The sequence below is a fragment of the Streptomyces sp. NRRL S-455 genome, from assembly GCF_000717875.1.
Taxonomy (GTDB): domain Bacteria; phylum Actinomycetota; class Actinomycetes; order Streptomycetales; family Streptomycetaceae; genus Streptomyces.
On the sequence record NZ_JOCT01000042.1, the window covers coordinates 49,272 to 68,890 of the forward strand.

Genomic DNA, 19,619 nt, shown 5'->3' on the forward strand with positions numbered 1-19,619 from the left:
CAGTAGAGAAACATCCCGGACACTTGTCAATGGTTGTTGCTGTGCGGTTATGTTGGGCTCCGCGCTGCATTGCTGTGTGTGCACGTTCCCATTTGATCGACCGACCGGGAGACCATCCATGCCGGAGACCACCCCCAGGGGCCTCACCAGGCTCGCCTTCGGCGGGGACTACAACCCTGAGCAGTGGCCGGAGAGCGTCCGGCAGGAGGACGTCCGGCTGATGCGGGAGGCCGGCGTCACCCTGGTGAGCGTCGGGATCTTCTCCTGGGCGCTGCTGGAGCCCTCGCCCGGGAGGTACGACTTCGGCTGGCTCGACCGGATCCTGGACCTGCTGCACGAGCACGGCGTCCGCGTCGACCTCGCCACGCCCACCGTCTGCCCGCCGGTGTGGTTCTACCGCGCCCACCCCGAGGCCCTGCCCGTCACGGCCGAGGGCACGCGCCACGAGTTCGGCTCCCGCGCCGCCATCTGCCACAGCAACGCCGACTACCGCACGGCCGCTGCCGCCATCACCACCAAGCTCGCCGAGCGCTACGGCGACCACCCGGCCCTGGCGATGTGGCACGTGCACAACGAGTACGGCGTCCCCGTCTCGGCCTGCTACTGCGACTCCTGCGCCGCGCACTTCCGCCGCTGGCTCGCGACGGCCTACGGCACGGTCGACGCCCTCAACGACGCCTGGGGCACGGCCTTCTGGGGCCAGCACTACACGGACTTCGAGCAGATCAACCCGCCCCGGCTCACCCCGACGGCCGTCAACCCGGGCCAGGCGCTGGACTACAAGCGGTTCGCCGACGCCACCATGCGCGAGAACTTCCGTAGCGAGCGGGACATCCTGCACCGCCTCTCACCGGGCGTCCCGGTCACCACCAACTTCATGACGGCCCTGAGCCAGTGCGACTCCGTCGACTACTGGGCCTGGGGCCGCGAGGTCGACATCGTCACCAACGACCACTACCTGATCACGGACGGCCGCCGTACCCACGTCAACCTCGCCATGGCCGCGGACCTCACCCGCTCCGTCGCGGGCGGCGCCCCCTGGCTGCTGCTCGAACACTCCACCTCGGGCGTCAACTGGCAGCCCCGCAACCCCGCCAAGGCCCCCGGCCAGATGGCCCGCAACTCCCTCACCCATGTGGCGCGCGGTTCCGAGGGTGCCCTGTTCTTCCAGTGGCGCCAGTCCCGGCGCGGCGCCGAGAAGTTCCACTCGGCGATGGTCCCGCACGGCGGTACCGACACCCGAGTGTGGCGCGAGGTCCTCGAACTCGGCACGGCCATGGAGTCGTTGAGCGCCGTGCGCGGCACCCGTACCGAGGCCGACGTCGCCATGCTGTGGGACTGGCACTCCTGGTGGGCGCAGAACCTGGACTGGCGACCCAGCGAGGACCACGACGCCCGCGAGCGCGCCGACGCCTTTTACGAGGCCCTCTACGACCGGCACCTCACCGTCGACTTCGCCCACCCGGAAGCCGACTTGTCGAGGTATCCCCTTGTCGTCGTACCGGCCCTGTACCTGATGACGCGGGCGGCCGGGAACAACCTGCGGGCGTACGTGGAGAGCGGCGGCACGCTGGTCGTCTCGTACTTCTCCGGCATCGTCGACCAGCACGACGCCGTCCACGAGGGCGCCCACCCCGGCCCGCTGCGGGACGTCCTCGGCCTCACCGTCGAGGAGTTCTCACCGCTGCTGTCCGGTGAACGGGTGCGCGTCACCGGCCCCGACGGAAGTGAACTGGGCGCCGACGTATGGACGGAATTCGTGGTGCCGCGCGGCGCCGAGACCGTCCTGACGTACGCCGACGGCCTGACCGCCGGCCGGCCCGCCGTCACCCGGAACCGCCTGGGCGAGGGCACCGCCTGGTACCTCTCCACCCGGTTCGGCGCCGACGGCCTGGACACCCTGCTCGGCCAGGCGATCGAGGACGCGCGGCTCACCCCGCCCGCCGATCTGCCCCGGGACGTCGAAGTGGTGCGCCGCACCGGCGACTCGGGCACCTACCTGTTCGCCGTCAACCACACCGGATCGGACACCAAGGTGCCGCTGGAGACCCCCGGCACCGAGCTGCTGACCGGTGAACGCGCCGCGGGCCGGCTGGCCGTCCCGGCCGGAGCCGTCCGGGTCGTCCGGCTCGACGGCTGAACCGGCCCGACGGCGACCGACTGGACGGCTGAACCGACTCCCTCCGCCCGCGCGAGCCACGAGCCGCGGGCGGAGGGGCCCCTCACCCCCCTCCCGGCGAGGGGCACCCCCACACCCCACGTCGAAGGGACGACGGACGACGATGTTCCATCCCAGACGCACACTCAGAGCCCTGCTGCTTCCGCTCGCCGCCGGACTCGCCCTCACCGCCCTGCCCGCCCAGACCGCCCACGGCGCGAGCACCCTCACCAACGGCGGCTTCGAGGCCGACGGCTCCGGCGCGGCCACCCCCGCCGGCTGGTCCGAGTACGGCGACACCGGCGCCTCGTTCACCGAGTCCGGCGGCCACACGGGCGGCTACCGCCTGAGCCACTGGGCCTCCACCGCCTACAAGGCGGAGACCTACCAGTACCTCTCCGGACTCACCAACGGCAGATACAGGCTCACCGCCCGGGTGCGCTCCGGCGGCGGGCAGAAGTCCGCCTACATAGCGCTGAAGAACTGCGGCGGCACCGAACAGCGCACCGACCTGCCGGTGTCTGCGACCGGGTGGATCCGGATCGTCGTGCCGGTCGACGTGACCGCCAACCAGTGCACCATCAGCATCAACAGTGACGCCAACGCCGGCAACTGGATCAACGTCGACGACCTGACCTTCACACCGGGCACGTCCGGCACGTCGATTAAGGGCGCCGACGTCTCGTCGCTGGCCAAGAGCGAGGCCAGGGGCGGCGTCTACCGCAACGGCTCCGGCACGGCCGGCGACGCCCTGGCGATCCTCAAGTCGTCCGGCATGAACTACGCGCGCCTCAAGGTCTGGGTGAACCCGGCCGACGGCTACAACGACAAGGCCCGCGTCCTGGCCCTGGCCCAGCGGGTCAAGGCGCAGGGCATGAAACTGCTGGTCGACTTCCACTACTCGGACTTCTGGGCCGACCCGGGCCGCCAGGACAAGCCCGCCGCCTGGGCCGGGCACTCCTACGGTCAGCTCAGGACGGACGTGTACAACCACACGTACGACGTGCTGAACTCCCTGAAGGCCCAGGGCACCACCGCCGACATGGTCCAGGTCGGCAACGAGATCAACGGCGGCATGCTGTGGAACGAGGGATCCACCTCCAACTGGCCCCAGCTGGCCGGCCTGCTGGGCTCCGGCTACGACGCGGTCAAGGCGGTCGACTCGTCCACCACGGTCGCCCTGCACCTCGCCGAGGGCGGTGACCTGGACAGCACCCGCTGGTGGTTCGACAACGCACGCGCCCACGGCGTGAGGTTCGACGCCATCGGCCTGTCCTACTACGGCTACTGGCACGGCACCCTGGCCGACTTCCAGACCACCCTCGACGACGCGGCCTCCCGCTACGGCAAGCCGGTCTTCGTCGCCGAGACCGCCTACCCGTTCCGCCTGGACAGCGAGGACTCCCACGAGAACATCATCGACACCGGCGGCGAACTGGTCCCCGGCTACCCGGCGAGCGTGGCCGGCCAGGCCCGCTGGATGAACGACGTGGCGAGCATCGTGGAGGCCGTACCGGGCGGCCGCGGCCTCGGCGTCTTCTACTGGGAGGCGACCTGGACCGCCGTCGGCGGCAACGGCTGGGACCCGACCGACGCGTCCTCCGGCAACGCCTGGGAGAACCAGGCGCTGTTCGGCTACGACGACCGGGCGCTGTCGTCGACGTCCTGGTTCCGCCACCGCTGACCCGAGGGGGAGAGGGACCGGCCGCACACCCGCGGCCGGTCTCTCTCCCGTTCCCGCACGCAGCACACCGGACGGGCCGAATCCCTCCCCGGCGCACGGCGGTTCGGTATCGGTCAAGGATGCGGAGTGCCCGGCGCGGCGGCGCCGACTGCGAGACAGTGGGAAGACGCGGTCATGAGGACGAGAGCCGCGAGGCAGGGGTACGGCATGCTGAGGACTCCCACCGACGAGACGCGGCTGCGCATCCTGGCCTGGATGAAAGAGCCCGGACCCGCCACCCGAGGCGTCACCGCGGACGCCGTCGCCGAGAGGTTCTCGTTACCCCGCCCGGCCGCCGTCACCCACCTCCGGCTGCTCGAGGCCACCGGCATGCTCCGCACCAGCCGGTCGGAGGGCCGCGTGCACTACCACCGCGACGAGGTGCGCATCGCCGAGGTCGCGCGGATGTTTGAAAAGGACTGGTAGGCACGCCCGCGGTCCGGGTCCCCCCATGGTCACCAGTGTCTGCGAGGCGGCCGGCCACCTGGTGCTGGGCGGCCTCTGGGAGCGGGGTGTGGCGGTCTGCGAGCCACCTGCCCCGAAGTGACCCCGCTCTGTCCCAGGCGTTAATCTGAACCAGGCCGCGAGCATCTGTCGCGGCACGGCGGTGGGGCCCGCCGTACCCGAACCGCGGCAAGGACGCCGCCAACGGTCCCTACTTGCGACGGCACGCGCCCGTACGACCCCGGGCCCCGGCGAGTAGGAGACGCACCACCATGACACTCCCTGAAGAGGGCCTCCGCGTTCCGGCGCTCGCCCGGCGTTCGCCCAGCCGGCGTGCCCAGGCGCCCGTCGTCGCCGTCGTGGCCATCGGCGGGGGAGCGGGGGCCGCCGCCCGGTACGCGGCCTCCCTGGGGTGGCCCGCGCCCGCGGGAGGCTTTCCCTGGACGACTCTCTGGGTGAACGTCGCCGGGTGCGCCGTGATCGGCGTGTTCATGGTGCTCGTCACCGAGATCAGGGCCGTCCACCCGCTCCTCCGCCCCTTCTTCGGCACCGGCGTCCTAGGCGGCTTCACCACCTTCTCGACGTACGCCGTCGACATCCAGAAGCTGATGAACGGTGGTCATGTCGCGACCGGTCTGGCCTACCTCGCGGCGACCCCGCTCGCGGCCCTCACGGCGGTGTGGCTCGCGGCGGGAGCGGCCCGCCGCGTCGTGAAACGGAGGCAGCCATGACGAGGCTGACCGGCAGGGCTCTGCGCCTGACCGTTTTCGTCGGCGAGAACGACACCTGGCGTCACAAGCCCCTGTACTCGGAGATCGTCCACCGGGCCCACGCGGCGGGTCTCGCGGGCGCCAGCGTCTTCCGCGGCATCGAGGGCTTCGGCGCCTCCTCCCTGATCCACACCACGCGGTTGCTGTCCCTGAGCGAGGATCTGCCGGTCGCGGTGGTGATCGTCGACACGGAGCCACGCGTCCGCGCCTTCCTGTCGCAGCTCGACGACATCGTCACCGAGGGGCTGGTGACCCTCGAGGACTGCGAGGTCATCCGGTACGTCGGACGCGGGGGCATTCCTGGCGCAACGGACACGAGGGGTAAGGAGTCGTCGTGAACTGGCTGCTGGTCGTCGGCGGCGCGATGGTCGGCGCCCCGCTCCGCTACCTCACCGACCGGGCGGTGCAGTCCCGGCACGACTCGGTTTTCCCCTGGGGCACCTTCACGGTGAACGTCACCGGCTGCCTGATCCTCGGCCTGCTCACCGGAGCGGCCGGTCAGCTCCAGCTGCTGCTCGGTACCGGTCTGTGCGGGGCTCTGACGACGTACTCGACGTTCTCCTACGAGACGCTGCGACTGGCGGAGACCGGGGCGCGTCTCCAGGCCGCCGTCAACGTCGTGTCGAGCGTGGCGGCCGGTCTCGCCGCGGCGTTCGCAGGGGCGGCGCTGGTCCGTATGTGACGCGCGTCCATGAGCTCCGTTCTCGCCGGCGTGTAGTAAGACGGTCCTCTCCGCTGCCGTACGCCCCGCACAGAACGGGATCCCATGAGCGTCATCAACGTCGGTCAGGCCGTCGTCCTCGGAGCCGTCGAGGGGGTGACCGAGTTCCTGCCCGTCTCCTCCACCGGCCATCTGAAGATCGCCGAGGGGCTGATGGGCATCCCCGTCGACGACCACGCCGTGGTCGGGTTCTCGGCCGTCATCCAGGTCGGCGCGATCGCCGCGGTGCTCGTGTACTTCTTCAAGGACATCGTGCGGATCGTCTCCGCCTGGGGGAGGGGCCTGCGGGACCGTGAGCAGCGGTACCGCCACGACTACAAGTTCGCCTGGTGGGTCATCTACGCGACTGTCCCGATCGTCCTCGTCGGACTCGCCGCCAAGCCGCTCATCCAGGGCCCGCTCGCCTCGCTGTGGGTGGTGGCCGGCTCGCTGATCGCGGGCAGCGGGGTGATGTGGGCGGCGGACCGGATGGGCCGGCACAAGCGCGGCGAGGACGACACCTCGTTCAAGGACGCGATGCTGGTCGGAAGCTCCCAGATCCTCGCCCTGCTCTTCCCGGGCTTCTCCCGCTCCGGCGCCACCATGTCCACCGCCCTCATGCTCGACCTGGACCGCGTCGCCGCCACCCGGCTCTCCTTCTTCCTCGGGATCCCCGCCCTGACCGGCGCCGGCCTCTACGAACTCAAGGACGCCCTGGGCACCGGCGTGGGCGCGGCCCCGCTCGCCGTCGGCACGACCGTGTCCTTCGTGGTGGCCTACGGCTCCATCGCCTGGCTGCTGAAGTTCGTGGCCAAGCACTCCTTCAACGCCTTCGTGATCTACCGGATCGCCGTGGGAGTGCTGCTGTTCGGCCTGCTCGGGACGGGCGTGATCCAGAGTTGACCGCCCTGGCGGGCCCTGTACGGATCAAGGGGCCGGGCGCCTGAACGCAGACTTCCGGCCCCCTGAATGATTCCTTACGAGCTCTTGACAGGTGCCTCCCGCGGCCCGCAGGATCACCACCGTGAACCTGTCAGACAGCCGGACAGCCGGACAGCCTGTGCGTCGCGTCAGCGCCATGGAAGCGGTGCTGGAATACCTGCGCGGCGCCATCGAACGCGGCGACTACGCCATCGGCGACAAGCTCCCCTCCGAGGCGGAGCTGTGCCGCACCCTCGAGGTGTCCCGGCCGGTGCTGCGCGAGGCGCTGCGGGCGCTGCAGACCATGGGGCTGACCGTGTCCCGGACCGGCAAGGGCACCTTCGTCGTCGCCAACACGGTGGAGGACCCCACCTTCGGCGACTACTCGGCCAGCGACCTGCTGGAGGTGCGCCGCCACGTCGAGATCCCCGTCGCCGGGTACGCGGCCCGTCGCCGCACTCCGGAGAACCTCGACCATCTCACCCACCTGCTGGACCGCATGGAACGGGAGACGGACACCACCGCGTGGGTCGCCATGGACACGCTGTTCCATCTCGCCGTGGCGGAGGCCGCCCAGAACCCGGTCTTCCGCCGGGTCATCGAGGAGATCCGGGACGCGCTGGCCCGCCAGTCGGCCTTCCTCAACGAGCTGGGCGGCCGACGCGAGCAGTCCAACCGGGAGCACCGGGCCATCGTCGAGGCGCTGACCGACGGTTCCGAACACGACGCGGTGGAGGCCATGTCCCACCACCTCGACCGCGTCGAAACCACCCTCACCGACATCGTGCGTCCCCCACGCACGGACAGTTCCACGGAAGGCGGACCCGAGGCGTGAGCGAGTCACTCCAGGAAGCCGTACGGAAACCGGCGCACGTCGACGCCGGCGACGCGGGCTACAGCAAGTCCCTCAAGTCCCGGCACGTCAACATGATCGCCATCGGCGGCGCCATCGGCACCGGCCTGTTCCTCGGCGCCGGCGGTCGTCTCGCCGACGCCGGCCCGTCCCTCTTCGTCGCCTACGCGGTCTGCGGCGTCTTCGCCTTCCTCGTCGTGCGTGCCCTCGGCGAGCTCGTCCTGTACCGGCCCTCGTCCGGTGCCTTCGTGTCGTACGCCCGCGAGTTCATGGGGGAGAAGGGCGCCTACACCGCGGGCTGGATGTACTTCCTCAACTGGGCGACCACCGGCATCGCCGACATCACCGCCGTCGCCACCTACACCCACTACTGGGGCATGTTCTCCGACATACCGCAGTGGGTGATCGCGCTGATCGCACTCGCCGTGGTGCTCACCGTGAACCTGATCTCGGTGAAGATCTTCGGCGAGCTGGAGTTCTGGTTCGCGATCATCAAGGTAGGCGCGCTCGTCGTCTTCATGTGCATCGGCATCTTCCTGCTGGTCACCCAGCACCCCGTCGACGGCCACAACCCGGGCCCGTCCCTGATCAGCGACAACGGCGGCGTCTTCCCGCACGGCCTGCTGCCCATGCTGCTGATCATCCAGGGCGTCGTCTTCGCCTACGCCTCCGTCGAGCTGGTCGGCGTCGCCGCCGGTGAGACCGAGAACCCCGAGAAGATCATGCCGAAGGCGATCAACTCCATCATGTGGCGGGTGGGCCTGTTCTACGTCGGCTCCGTCGTCCTGCTGTCGATGCTGCTGCCGTGGAACAAGTACACGGCGGGGGAGAGCCCCTTCGTCACGGTGCTGTCCAACATCGGCGTCCCCGCGGCCGGCGGAGTGATGAACCTGGTCGTCCTCACCGCCGCGATGTCCTCCCTCAACTCCGGCCTCTACTCCACCGGCCGCATCCTGCGCTCCATGGCCATGTCCGGCTCCGCACCGAAGTTCACCTCCGTGATGAGCCGCAGCCAGGTCCCGTACGGCGGCATCCTGCTCACCAGCGGCGTCTGCGTGCTGGGTGTCGGCCTCAACTTCGTCGTGCCCGCCGAGGCGTTCGAGATCGTGCTGAACTTCGCCGCGATCGGCATCCTCGCCACCTGGGGCATGATCATGGTCTGTCACCTCCTCTTCTGGCAGAAGACCCAGAAGGGCGAGCTGACCCGCCCGGGCTACCGGCTGCCGGGCTCCCCCTGGACCGAGATCGTGACGCTGGCGTTCCTCGCCTCCGTCCTGGTCCTCATGTACGCCGACGGCGGCGCGGGACGCACCACCGTGCTGTGCCTGCCGCTGATCGTCGGGGCACTGGTCGCCGGCTGGTTCGCCATCCGCGGCCGTATCGCACGCAAGTCCACCACCGGAGCCGACGCGTGACGAACGCGCCGCTCCCCGAGAAGCAGGCAGTGATGTTCAGCAGTTCCCTCGCGGACGCACCCCTTGTCCGTGAACCCGTCCACGCCCCCGTCGCCCACCTCATACGCGGCGGAATCGTCGAAGGCATCCACTACGGCTCCGTCGTCGTCCTCGGAGCCGACGGAGAGGTCCAGCTCCAGATCGGAGACATCGAGGCCGCCTTCTACCCGCGCTCCGCGCTCAAGCCCGTGCAGGCCGCGGCCATGGCGCGGGCCGGGCTCCCGCTCGACGGCGAGCTGCTGTCGCTGACCGGGGCCAGCCACTCCGGCGAGGAACGCCACCTCGCCGGAGCCCGGCGCATCCTCGACCTCGCCGGGCTCACCGAGGGCCATCTGCGCAACGTCCCGGACATGCCGTTCGACCCGGTCGTCCGGGACGCCTGGGTGCGTGAGGGCCGGCTGCCCTCACGGCTCGCCCAGAACTGCTCCGGCAAGCACGCGGCCATGCTCTACACCTGCATGCTCAACGGCTGGTCGCTGGAGGACTACCTCGACCCGGGCCACCCGCTCCAGCAGGCCATCGCCGAGATCCTCGAGGACCTCACCGGGCAGCGCGTCGCCGGGGTGACCGTCGACGGCTGCGGCGCGCCCCTGTTCTCCATCTCCCTGCACGGCCTGGCCCGCGCCACCGCCCGGATCACCACCGCGGCACCGGGCACGCCCGAGGCCCGCGTCGCCGACGCGATGCGCGAACACGCCGAGATGGCCTCCGGCTCCGGCCGGGACGTCGCGGCGCTGATGCGGGCCGTGCCCGGGCTGCTCACCAAGGACGGCTTCGAGGGAGTGCAGGTCGCTGCGCTGGCCGATGGGCGGGCCGTTGCGGTGAAGATCGCGGATGGGGCGAACCGGGCGCGGGTGCCGGTGACCGCCGCCGCGTTGGCCCGGGCGGGCGTCGACCCGGAACTGCTCACCGAGTTCGCGGGTGAACCGCTGCTCGGGGGTGGGGAGCCCGTGGGATGCGTGCGGCCGGTGCGTGCGCTGGATCCGATGTCGTCCTCGGCTCGCGTCTAGGGCCCCACCCGCCAGGGGCGGGGCCGTGGTCCGTCGTCGGGCTGCGGGCCGTCCGTGGCTGATCGCGCAGTTCCCCGCGCCCCTTGAGGGCGTACATCCACCCTCATTGCTTAGAAAAGGGACCCTTCCGCTCATGACCGCCCCCACCCGCTCCGAACACGACCTGCTCGGTGACCGTGACGTTCCCGCCGACGCGTACTGGGGCGTGCACACCCTGCGGGCCACGGAGAACTTCCCGATCACGGGCACGCCCATCTCCGCCTACCCGCACCTCATCGACGCGCTGGCCGCCGTCAAGGAGGCGGCCGCGCTCGCCAACGAGGAACTCGGCCTGCTGGACCCGAAGAAGGCCGCCGCCATCGTCGAGGCCTGCCGGGAGATCCGCGACGGGGAGCTGCACGACCAGTTCGTGGTCGACGTCGTCCAGGGCGGCGCCGGCACCTCCACCAACATGAACGCCAACGAGGTCGTGGCGAACCGGGCGCTGGAACTGCTGGGTCACGCCAAGGGCGAGTACCAGCACCTCCACCCGAACGAGGACGTCAACCTCGGCCAGTCCACCAACGACGTCTATCCGACCGCCGTCAAGATCGCGACGGTCTTCGCGGTCCGTGGACTGCTCGAGGCGATGTCCGTGCTCCAGGACGCCTTCGCCCGCAAGGCGGTCGAGTTCCACGACGTGCTCAAGATGGGCCGTACCCAGTTGCAGGACGCGGTGCCGATGACGCTCGGTCAGGAGTTCTCCGCGTACGCCGTCATGATCGACGAGGACCGCGCCCGTCTCGCCGAGGCCGTCGAGCTGATCCACGAGATCAACCTGGGCGCCACGGCCATCGGCACCGGCCTCAACGCCCCCGCCGGATACGCCGAGGCGGCCCGCCGCCACCTCGCGGCCATCACCGGCCTGCCCCTCGTGACGGCGGCCAACCTGGTGGAGGCGACCCAGGACTGCGGCGCCTTCGTCCAGATGTCCGGGGTGCTCAAGCGCATCGCGGTCAAGCTCTCCAAGAGCTGCAACGACCTGCGGCTGCTCTCCTCCGGTCCGCGGGCCGGGCTCGGCGAGATCAACCTGCCGCCGGTGCAGGCGGGTTCGTCGATCATGCCCGGCAAGGTCAACCCGGTGATCCCGGAGGTCGTCAACCAGGTCGCCTTCGAGGTGATCGGCAACGACGTCACCATCACCATGGCCGCCGAGGGAGAAGGGCCTGTTGCCCGCCGACCGGCTCGCGGACCTGCTCCACCCCGAGGTCCTGGCCGGCAGCGGCCCGGCCCCGCTGGCCTGACGCACGCGAGTGCGCCGGGACCGGCAGAGGGGAGAATGCTGATCATGACGTCGCCGACGACCTTCCAGCCGGTCCTGGAGCGCATCGCCGAGGAGATCGAGCGGACCCCCGGCCGCGGCCGGCCCGCCGACTACATCCCGGCGCTCGCCGCCCGCGACCCGCGCAGCTTCGGCATGGCCGTCGCCGAACCGGACGGCACGGTGTACGGCGTGGGGGACTGGCGGCAGCCGTTCTCCGCGCAGTCCCTCACCAAGGTCTTCACCCTCGCCCTGGAGCTGGCCCGCGAGGGCGACGCCCTGTGGGAGCACGTCGGCCGCGAGCCCTCGGGCAACCCCTTCAACTCCCTGGTCCAGCTGGAGTACGAGAACGGCATCCCGCGCAACCCCTTCATCAACGCGGGCGCCCTCGTCGTCACCGACCGCCTCCACACCCGCACCGGTGACGCGTCGGGCGAACTGCTCGAGTTCCTGCGGGCGGAGAGCGGCAACCCTGCGCTCACCTTCGACGAGGAGGTCGCCGCCTCGGAGTCCGCCCACGGCGACCGCAACGCCGCGCTCGGCCACTTCATGGCGTCCTACCGCAACATCGACAACCCGGTGCCGGTCCTGCTCGAGCAGTACTTCCGGCAGTGCTCGATCGCCGCGTCCTGCGCCGACCTCGCCCTGGCCACGACCTTCCTCGCCCGGCACGGCATACGCGCCGACGGCACCCGCCTGCTGACCCGCAGCCAGGCCAAGCAGATCAACGCGATCATGCTGACCTGCGGGACGTACGACGCGGCGGGCGACTTCGCCTACCGGGTCGGCCTGCCCGGCAAGAGCGGCGTGGGCGGCGGCATCATCGCGGTCGTCCCCGGCCGTTGCACGCTGTGCGTGTGGAGCCCGGGCCTGGACGAACGGGGCAACTCGGTGGCCGGCGTGGCCGCCCTGGACAGGTTCACGACACTGACGGGCCTGTCGGTGTTCTGACCGTACCTTTCGACGTGGCTGGGCACACCCCTTCAGGGGCGCGGGGAACCGCGTGACCAGCCACCGCGCACCCGCACCCCGCGCACCACCGCACCCGGCAGACGGGACGCAGCCCTTGACGCACCGCGGCTGATCACCGGCCGGTCACACCGCCGCTTCCTCCCGGCACCAACCGCGTCAACTTCCAGCCACCCGGAATCGAGAGGCTGACCGAGTGTTGGCCATGGCTCCCCTCGTAGATCTCCGCCGCTGCCAGATACTGGGTCTGGCCGGCACCGCCTTCCTCGCAGCGGGCGGTGAGACATCCGGAGCGCTGCCCGTGCGGGAACTCCTCCACCCGGCCTCCGCACGCGCCGCCCTCGGGCTGGTCGGTGTCTACTTCGGCCTCGTCCTGCTGATCGCGGCCTGGGCCCTGCTGGGCCGTCTGGTCCGCGGACCCAGGCCGCCCACGCCCCGCGCCCTGCTGGCCGTCCTGGCCGTCTGGGCCGCCCCCCTGCTGGTCGCCCCGCCGCTGTTCAGCCGGGACGTCTACAGCTATCTCGCACAGGGGGCGATGGTCGAGGCCCACCTGGACGTGTACGCGCACGGGCCCTCCCGGCTCGGCGGCCCGCTCGCCGACGAGGTCGCCCCGCTCTGGCGGCACACCGGCGCCCCGTACGGCCCGGTCTTCCTCGCCGTCGCGGCGGCGCTGTCCGGTGTGACGCGTGGTGACCTGCCCGCGGGGCTGTTCGGGATGCGGCTCGTCGCGCTCGCCGGCGTGGCCCTGATGGCGGCCGCACTTCCTCGCCTCGCCCGCCGCAGCGGCGCCGACCCGTCCGCCGCGCTGTGGCTGGGCGCCCTCAACCCGCTCGTCCTGCTGCACCTGGTCGCGGGCGCCCACAACGACGCCGTCATGCTGGGCCTGCTCGGCGCGGGACTGGTGGCGGCGCTCGGCCGGTGGCCGGTCCTCGGAGCGGTCCTGGTGACGCTCGCGGCCCTGGTCAAGGCGCCCGCCGTGCTCGGGCTGGCCGCCGTCGTCGTCCTCCAGGTCCGCGCGGGGCGCGGCCCGGCGAGTGCTGTCCTGACGACCGCCGCCGCGGCGGCGGGGACGACCGTCGCCGCCACGGCCGTGGCCGGTACCGGCTACGGCTGGATAGCCGCCCTGAACACCCCCGTCTCCCCTCAGAACTGGGCCCTGACCACGCTGCTGGGCCGTGCCACCCGGTCCCTGCTCGAACACCTCGGCAGCGATCTCGCGCCCCTGGCGATCCCCGCCTGGCACGCCCTGGGGGTCGTGGCGGCCGTCGTCGCGGTCGTCCTGATCTGGCTCCGGCTGCGCCCCCGGCCGTTGTACGCACTCGGCCTGAGCCTCGCGGCGGTGGCGGCCCTCGGCCCGGCGATCCGTCCCTGGTACGCCCTGTGGGGGCTGTTCCTCATCGCCGCCGCCGCGCCCAGCACCTCCGTACGCCACCGGACGGCGGTCGTGACCGGTGTCCTCGCGCTCCTCGTCCTGCCCGGCGGCGGTCCGGCGGACACGGGGCACCTCGTGCTGGCCGTCTCGGGCGGCGCACTCGCGGTCGTCGTGCTGTGGCAGGCACACCAGGCCGAGCTCGCTCCGGCGCTGGGACGCGCGGCATGATCCCGGGCCTGCCGCGCACCGACCGGGGCCGGACGCTGCTGGTGCTCCTCCTCGCCACCGTGGTGACCGCCTTCACCGCGACCGTGCCCCTGCTGCGGGACTGGTTCGATCTGCGCGTCTACTACGGAAGCATCGACAGCTGGGTCCACCACGGCGGCCGGATCTACGACTACCGGGTGCCCGGCACGACCTACGGCTTCACCTACCCGCCGTTCGCCGCGGTCGTCATGCTGCCCATGGCCCTGCTGGACCTGCGCACCGCCATCGCCGCCGCCCTGCTGCTCAACCTGGCGGCCCTGGCGGTGATCCTGCGCCTGCTCGCCGGGCCGTCCTGGCGGCGCCACGGCCGGTACGGGTGGGCCCTGACCGCCTGCCTGCTCGCCTTGTTCGAACCGCTCCGGGACACCTTCAGCTTCGGCCAGGTGAACCTGCTGCTGCTGGCTCTCGTGCTCACCGACGCGACGTTGCTGGCCACCGGGCGCACCCGCTGGGCGGGCATCGGCATCGGACTCGCGGCCGCGATCAAGCTCACCCCGGCGCTGTTCATCGGTCTGCTGCTGGTGGCCGGACGATGGCGCGCGGCGGCGGTCGCCACGACCGTCGCCCTCGGGGCCACCGGCGTCGCGGCCTGGGTGGACCCCGACGCCTCGCGCTTCTACTGGACCGAGGCGCTGTGGGACACCGACCGCGTAGGCCGCCTCGGCTACGTCTCGAACCAGTCGGTCCAGGGCATCCTGGCACGCCTGGGCGAACCGGACCGGGCGGTGTGGGCGGCCGCGGTCGCGCTGATCTGTGCCGTGTGGGCGGTGCGGGCCCGCCGGGCGGTCGTCGCGGAGGACTGGACGGCCGCGTTCGCCCTGACCGGCCTCGCCGCCTGCCTCGTCAGCCCGATCACCTGGGTGCACCACCTCGTGTGGCTGCTGCCGTCCTTCGCCGTGCTGCTCCGTACCGGGCACCCGCGGATCGCGGGCGCGCTCTACGCGGTGCTGTGCACCAGCGTGGTGTGGCTGTGGTTCGACGACGCGTCCGGAGCCGACGGGTTCCTGGGCAGCAACACCTATGCCTGGATCACCCTGGGCCTGCTGCTGTGGCTGCCGGCCGGTCAGCTCCCCCGGGGCCGGCGGACCGGCAGCCGCAGCACCAGCACCAGCACCGTGGCGCCCACTCCGGTGGCACCGGCGATCAGCCCCGCCTCCCTCCAGCCGATGTCGTCGGGTTCCTCGGGCACGGCGGCACCGGCGGCCGCTGCGGCCGCCGGTGCTGTCCCCGACGGACTCGGGGAAGGCCGCCAGGCGTCGAGCGAACCCACCGCGTCGACGCGTCCGCCGGCCCTGAACCCCCAGTCGAGCAGCGCGCGGGCCTCCTCGTACACAGCCGATCCGCCGCCCTGCTGAGGGTTCATCACCGTCACGACAAGGGTGCGTCCGTCCCGGCGTGCCGCCGCGACGAGCGTGCTGCCCGCCTTGCTGGTGTAGCCGTTCTTGATGCCGATCAGTCCCCGGTACGGCCTCACACCGGGGGCGCCGCCCAGCAGCCGGTTGGTGTTGCGGATCGGGTACGACCAGCCGCCGCCGCCCGGGAATCTGGCCTCGACCGTGGCGCAGTACCGGGCGAAGTCCGGGTCGCGCAGCCCCACCCGGCCGAAGACCGCCAGGTCGAACGCCGATGACACCTGTCCCGGCGCGTCGTAGCCGTCCGGTGACACCACATGCGTGTCGAGGGCGCCCAGGGACCGGGCCTTGACCTGCATCTGCCGGGCCGTGGCCCGCCAGCCGCCGTTGAGCTCGGCCAGGACATGTACGGCGTCGTTGCCCGAGTTGAGGAAGACACCCCGCCACAGGTCGGCGATGCGGTAGGTACGGCCCTCGGCGACCCCGACCAGGCTGCTGCCCTCACCGATGCCCCGGAGTTCCTCCGCACGGACCGTGTGCCGGACGCCGGCCGGCAGTTCGGGCAGCACCGTGACGGCGAACAGGGTCTTCAGGGTGCTGGCCGGGGGCAGCCTGCGGTGCGCGTTGCGCGCGGCGAGCACCTCGCCGGTACGCGCGTCGGCCACCAGCCAGGACAGAGCGGAGAGCCGGGGGACACGGGGCGCGCCGGCACGCGGGCGCACCTGGACGCCGGGCCGGTTCAGCAGCAAGGGGTGCGGCCCCGCCGCCCGGGGCCCGCCCGGCGGACTGGGTTCCGCCCGGCCGGGGCCGGCGACCGCGGTCGGCATGAGGGCCAGCAGCCCGGTCGCACACAGCACACCGGCTGACACGGCCACCCGGGAAGAGAATCCGAAGATCATACGATCAACGTAGAAACAGACCTGCTCCGTTCGGTGACAACCCGGCCGGACACCACGCTCGGACACCCGGATGCCACACGCACGGCCCAACGGCCTGTGCCTCAGCCCGAGGGCAGCGTCGGCTGGACGCGCCGCAGGAACGCCGCGTTGTCGGGGGCCTCGCGCATCCGCTCCAGGAGAGTCTCCAGGGCGCCCTGCCCTTCCCGGTTCCGGAGCACGCGGCGCAGGCCGTGCACGGCCGCCAACTCCGCCGGTGGAAGGAGGAGTTCCTCGCGCCGGGTGCCGGAGGTGAGGATGTCGACGGCCGGGAACACGCGTCGGGAGGCCGGTTCGCGGCTCAGGCGCAGCTCCATGTTGCCGGTGCTCTTGAGTTCCTCGAAGTAGAAGTCGTCGGCCCGGGAGCCGGTCTCCACCAGTGCGGTCGCGAGGATCGTGAGGGAGCCGCCCTCCTCGGCCGACCGGGCGGCGCCGAAGAACCGCTTCGGACCGGCCAGTGCGGACGCGTCGACGCCCCCGGAGAGGATGCGGCCACCGGGGCCGGCGGAGTTGTTGTGCGCCCGGCACAGCCGGGTCAGCGAGTCGAGGAGGAGGACGACGTCCTCGCCGGCCTCGACCAGCCGCTTGGCCCGCTCGATCACGAGCTCGGCCAGTGCGATGTGCTGCTTGGCGCTGCGGTCGAACGTCGAGGCGTACACCTCGCCCCGCACGGAGCGCCGCATGTCGGTCACCTCCTCGGGCCGTTCGTCGAGCAGCAGCATCATCAGCCGGCACTCGGGGTGATTGCCGGTGACCGCGGCGGCGAGCTGCTGGAGGAGGACGGTCTTGCCGGTCTTGGGCGGGGCCACGAGGAGCCCGCGCTGGCCCTTGCCGACCGGTGCGATCAGGTCGACGACGCGTCCGGCCAGTCCGGCGGCCGGGTGCTCGAGACGGAGGCGCTCGTGCGGATGCAGGGGCGTCAGCTCCCGGAAGTGACGCCGGCCGCGCAACCCCTCGGGCGTACGGCCGTTCACCCGTACGACGTCCGTCAGGCCGCGCCGGTCGCCGCGCACGCCCTCGACATGGTCGCCCTTGCGCAGGCCGTACCGGCGGATCAGCGCGGCGGAGACCGGGGTGTCGGTGGGTGAGGGCAGGCAGCTCCCGGGCCGCAGCTGCCCCTTCCCGCCCGCGTCGACGTCCAGGACGCCGGTGGTGGTCTGGGGCACGGGCTGCTGCCGGGCGGGTGAGGTGTCGAGTGTGGTGGTCATGGTGGTGTGTGTCCTTTCACGGACGGCAGGCATCGGACATGCGGAGGGAAGGGGGGAGTGAGCCGCGAAAGGAGGGCCTGGGGCACGACTCCGGGCGGCGGGAGAACAGCACCTCGGATACGACAGATCACGTCGTGGTGCTGGAAATGAAGGAGAGAGTTGAAGAACTGCACCGGCGCCCATCAAGACGGGGCGTGCACGAGTGCTGTTTGCAATGTACCACCCGGACGCGGCGGACGCGCGTCGGCTGTCTCAACGAGCGGCCAGCAACCCGTACAGCAGCGGGATCCGCGGCTCGGGCAGGCGCCACCAACCGGACTCCGTACGCACCATCTGCGGCCAGCGCGGCCAGGGAAGTTCGTCGCCCTCCCGCAGTCGCCGGACGGTCAGTCCCGCTCCCGTCAACGCGTTGACCACCTCACCCATACCGTGCATCCACTCGTAACTGTCCGTGGCGCCCTCGACGGCCGGGCCGTCCGTGTACGTGTGGGTCGCGTCCCGGTGCACGGGTCCGCCGCCCCCCAGGTAGTCGTGGCGCAGGAGCAGCTCGGGTCCCTCGCCCGGGGCGGGCTTCGGGCCGAGCGAGTTGAGCAGGGGATGGAACTCGACGACGTACAACCGGCCGCCGGGACGCAGGAGCCGGCCGACCGTGTCCGCCCAGCGGTCCAGGTCGGGCAAGTAGCACAGGGCGCCCTTGCCGGTGTAGACGACGTCGAACCGCCGGCCGTCCAGGGCCTCGACGGCGTCGTACACGTTGGCCCGCACGTAGGTCACGTCGGCGCCGGCCCGTGCGGCGACGCCGTTCGCGGCTGCCACCGACGCCTCGGAGAAGTCGAGGCCGACGGCCCGGGCCCCGCGTCGCGCGAAGGCGATGGTCTCCGTGCCGAGATGGCACTGCAGGTGCAGCACGTCACGGCCGGTCAGCTCGCCGAGGTCCTCCCACTCCCACGGAGCGAACCACCGCTCGGGGTCGAGATCCTGGTCGAGACCGTAGAACCGGCTGGCGAGATGGACGGGCGTGCGGGCGTCCCAGTTCGCCTGGTTGGCCCGCATCAGCCGGTCGTGCTCGGCGGACGTCATGGGGACATCCAACCGCGAACGGGCGTCGAGGGGCGGCAGAACGCGGGAAACGAACCGCCGGACGTGTCGCTCACACGGAACGCGCCCGTGCCTCCTCGGCGATCTGCTCGAACCGCTCGCCCATCGCCGCCGCCAGCGCCTGCGCCGCCGACAACGGGCGCACCATCACCGTCAGTTCGTCGATGAGCCCGTTCTCGTCGACATGGATGAAGTCGCAGCCGTTGATCTCCCGGTCGCCGACCCGCGCGGTGAAGACCAGGGCGTGGTCACGGCCGTGCACGTCGTTGATCTCGCGCACGTAGCGGAAGTCCTCGAAGACCTGGGAGACGGTGCGCAGGATGGCCGCCGTGATCGCCTTCCCGGTGTACGGCTTGAACACGGCCGGACTGGTGAAGACGACGTCCGGCGCCAGCAGCGCCTCGGCGGCGTCGAGGTCGAGCGCCTCGACCGCTTCCCGGAATGCACGCATCGAACCCCGCCTTATTCAACTAATTGAGTAGGTGCGGAGTAGATTAGTCAACCGCTGCTACCGTGTCCACATGTCCCTGAAGTACGCCGTGCTGGCCGCCCTCCTGGAGGGCGAGGCCTCGGGCTACGAGCTGTCCAAGGTGTTCGACGTGTCACTGGCGAACTTCTGGGCCGCGACCCCGCAGCAGCTCTACCGGGAGCTGGAGCGCCTGGCGCAGGACGGGCTGATCGAGGCGAGGGTGGTGCGTCAGGAACGGCGGCCCGACAAGCGGATGTTCACGCTCACCGAGGCGGGCCGCGAGGACCTGTGTGCCTTCGCCGCCGCGCCGCCCCGCCGGCCCACCGCGATCCGCGACGAACTGCTCATCAAGATCCAGGCCATGGACGGAGCAGACCCCGAGGCGACACGGACGCTGGTCGAGGAGCGCGGGGCGTGGGCCCGCGGCAAGCTCGCCCGTTACCGGCGCGTACGCGAGCGCCTGCTGGCCGGCCGTGATGAGGAGGAGTACCTGCGGGAGGCCGACCGGGTCGGCCCCTACCTCACGCTCATGGCGGGCATCGCCTTCGAGGAGGAGAACCTCCGCTGGTGCCAGCGCGTACTGACAGTCCTCAGGCAGCGAACTCCTCTAGGCTGA

At 71.4% G+C, this 19,619-nt stretch carries 16 protein-coding genes and 3 pseudogenes; 15 read left to right on the plus strand and 4 right to left on the minus strand.

Annotated features, from left to right (window positions below; genetic code table 11):
- The first annotated feature begins 118 nt into the window (after positions 1 to 118).
- The 14 genes and pseudogenes from IE97_RS0136075 (at position 119) to IE97_RS0136145 (ending at position 15,296) form a co-directional block, all read left to right on the plus strand.
- Positions 119 to 2,140 (plus strand): beta-galactosidase, encoded by a 2,022-nt coding sequence (locus IE97_RS0136075; RefSeq protein WP_030250954.1) that lies wholly within the window; start codon positions 119 to 121, stop codon positions 2,138 to 2,140.
- A gap of 142 nt (positions 2,141 to 2,282) precedes the next feature.
- Positions 2,283 to 3,842, plus strand: a complete 1,560-nt coding sequence (locus IE97_RS0136080; protein WP_030250957.1) for a glycoside hydrolase family 53 protein — start codon at positions 2,283 to 2,285, stop codon at positions 3,840 to 3,842.
- Positions 3,843 to 4,049: 207 nt separating this feature from the next.
- Positions 4,050 to 4,307, plus strand: a complete 258-nt coding sequence (locus tag IE97_RS0136085; protein ID WP_030250961.1) for an ArsR/SmtB family transcription factor — start codon at positions 4,050 to 4,052, stop codon at positions 4,305 to 4,307.
- A gap of 290 nt (positions 4,308 to 4,597) precedes the next feature.
- Complete coding sequence (crcB, locus tag IE97_RS0136095) at positions 4,598 to 5,056, plus strand: fluoride efflux transporter CrcB (RefSeq protein WP_030250964.1); 459 nt, start codon at positions 4,598 to 4,600, stop codon at positions 5,054 to 5,056.
- Positions 5,053 to 5,433 (plus strand): DUF190 domain-containing protein, encoded by a 381-nt coding sequence (locus tag IE97_RS0136100; protein WP_030250967.1) that lies wholly within the window; start codon positions 5,053 to 5,055, stop codon positions 5,431 to 5,433. Before crcB (IE97_RS0136095) ends, IE97_RS0136100 begins: the two co-directional genes overlap by 4 nt.
- Positions 5,430 to 5,777, plus strand: coding sequence for a fluoride efflux transporter CrcB (gene crcB, locus IE97_RS0136105; protein ID WP_030250971.1), 348 nt, complete (start codon positions 5,430 to 5,432; stop codon positions 5,775 to 5,777). Before IE97_RS0136100 ends, crcB (IE97_RS0136105) begins: the two co-directional genes overlap by 4 nt.
- An 84-nt stretch (positions 5,778 to 5,861) precedes the next feature.
- Complete coding sequence (locus tag IE97_RS0136110; RefSeq protein WP_030250975.1) at positions 5,862 to 6,698, plus strand: undecaprenyl-diphosphate phosphatase; 837 nt, start codon at positions 5,862 to 5,864, stop codon at positions 6,696 to 6,698.
- Between the two features lie 175 nt (positions 6,699 to 6,873).
- Positions 6,874 to 7,551 carry a FadR/GntR family transcriptional regulator gene (locus IE97_RS0136115; RefSeq protein ID WP_030250978.1) on the plus strand — a complete coding sequence of 226 codons (678 nt, stop codon included), beginning with the start codon at positions 6,874 to 6,876 and terminating at the stop codon, positions 7,549 to 7,551.
- Positions 7,548 to 8,984: an amino acid permease gene (locus tag IE97_RS0136120; RefSeq protein WP_030250981.1), complete on the plus strand. Its 1,437-nt coding sequence runs from the start codon at positions 7,548 to 7,550 to the stop codon at positions 8,982 to 8,984. The genes IE97_RS0136115 and IE97_RS0136120 overlap by 4 nt, the downstream gene beginning before the upstream one ends.
- A gap of 32 nt (positions 8,985 to 9,016) precedes the next feature.
- Entirely contained in the window at positions 9,017 to 10,033 is a 1,017-nt protein-coding gene (locus IE97_RS0136125; RefSeq protein WP_030250984.1) for an asparaginase, read from the plus strand.
- Positions 10,034 to 10,166: 133 nt separating this feature from the next.
- Positions 10,167 to 11,228 (plus strand): annotated as a pseudogene (locus IE97_RS38970) (aspartate ammonia-lyase); the annotation flags it as partial.
- 123 nt (positions 11,229 to 11,351) lie between these two features.
- The gene (locus IE97_RS0136135) at positions 11,352 to 12,284 is read left to right on the plus strand and encodes a glutaminase (RefSeq protein ID WP_030250987.1); all 933 of its coding nucleotides are present in this window, start codon (positions 11,352 to 11,354) and stop codon (positions 12,282 to 12,284) included.
- A 202-nt stretch (positions 12,285 to 12,486) separates the two neighbouring features.
- Positions 12,487 to 13,902: pseudogene (gene mptB / locus IE97_RS0136140) on the plus strand (polyprenol phosphomannose-dependent alpha 1,6 mannosyltransferase MptB); the annotation flags it as partial.
- A complete protein-coding gene (locus tag IE97_RS0136145) occupies positions 13,899 to 15,296 on the plus strand; it encodes a glycosyltransferase 87 family protein (RefSeq protein ID WP_030250993.1) in 1,398 nt (465 codons plus the stop codon). The pseudogene mptB and the gene IE97_RS0136145, both read left to right, overlap by 4 nt.
- A gap of 59 nt (positions 15,297 to 15,355) precedes the next feature.
- On the opposite strand, the pseudogene IE97_RS43335 reads toward IE97_RS0136145, so the two are convergent.
- From IE97_RS43335 to IE97_RS0136165, 4 genes and pseudogenes are all read right to left on the minus strand, one after another.
- Positions 15,356 to 16,192 (minus strand): annotated as a pseudogene (locus tag IE97_RS43335) (D-alanyl-D-alanine carboxypeptidase family protein); the annotation flags it as partial.
- Between the two features lie 101 nt (positions 16,193 to 16,293).
- Complete coding sequence (gene rho, locus IE97_RS0136155; RefSeq protein WP_030250998.1) at positions 16,294 to 17,436, minus strand: transcription termination factor Rho; 1,143 nt, start codon at positions 17,434 to 17,436, stop codon at positions 16,294 to 16,296.
- A gap of 252 nt (positions 17,437 to 17,688) precedes the next feature.
- Entirely contained in the window at positions 17,689 to 18,516 is an 828-nt protein-coding gene (locus IE97_RS0136160; protein ID WP_030251001.1) for a class I SAM-dependent methyltransferase, read from the minus strand.
- Positions 18,517 to 18,586: 70 nt separating this feature from the next.
- Entirely contained in the window at positions 18,587 to 18,985 is a 399-nt protein-coding gene (locus tag IE97_RS0136165; RefSeq protein ID WP_030251004.1) for a nuclear transport factor 2 family protein, read from the minus strand.
- Between the two features lie 70 nt (positions 18,986 to 19,055).
- On the opposite strand from IE97_RS0136165, the gene IE97_RS0136170 reads away from it, so the two are divergent.
- On the plus strand, positions 19,056 to 19,619 hold the full coding sequence (locus IE97_RS0136170) for a PadR family transcriptional regulator (protein WP_030251009.1): 564 nt from the start codon (positions 19,056 to 19,058) through the stop codon (positions 19,617 to 19,619).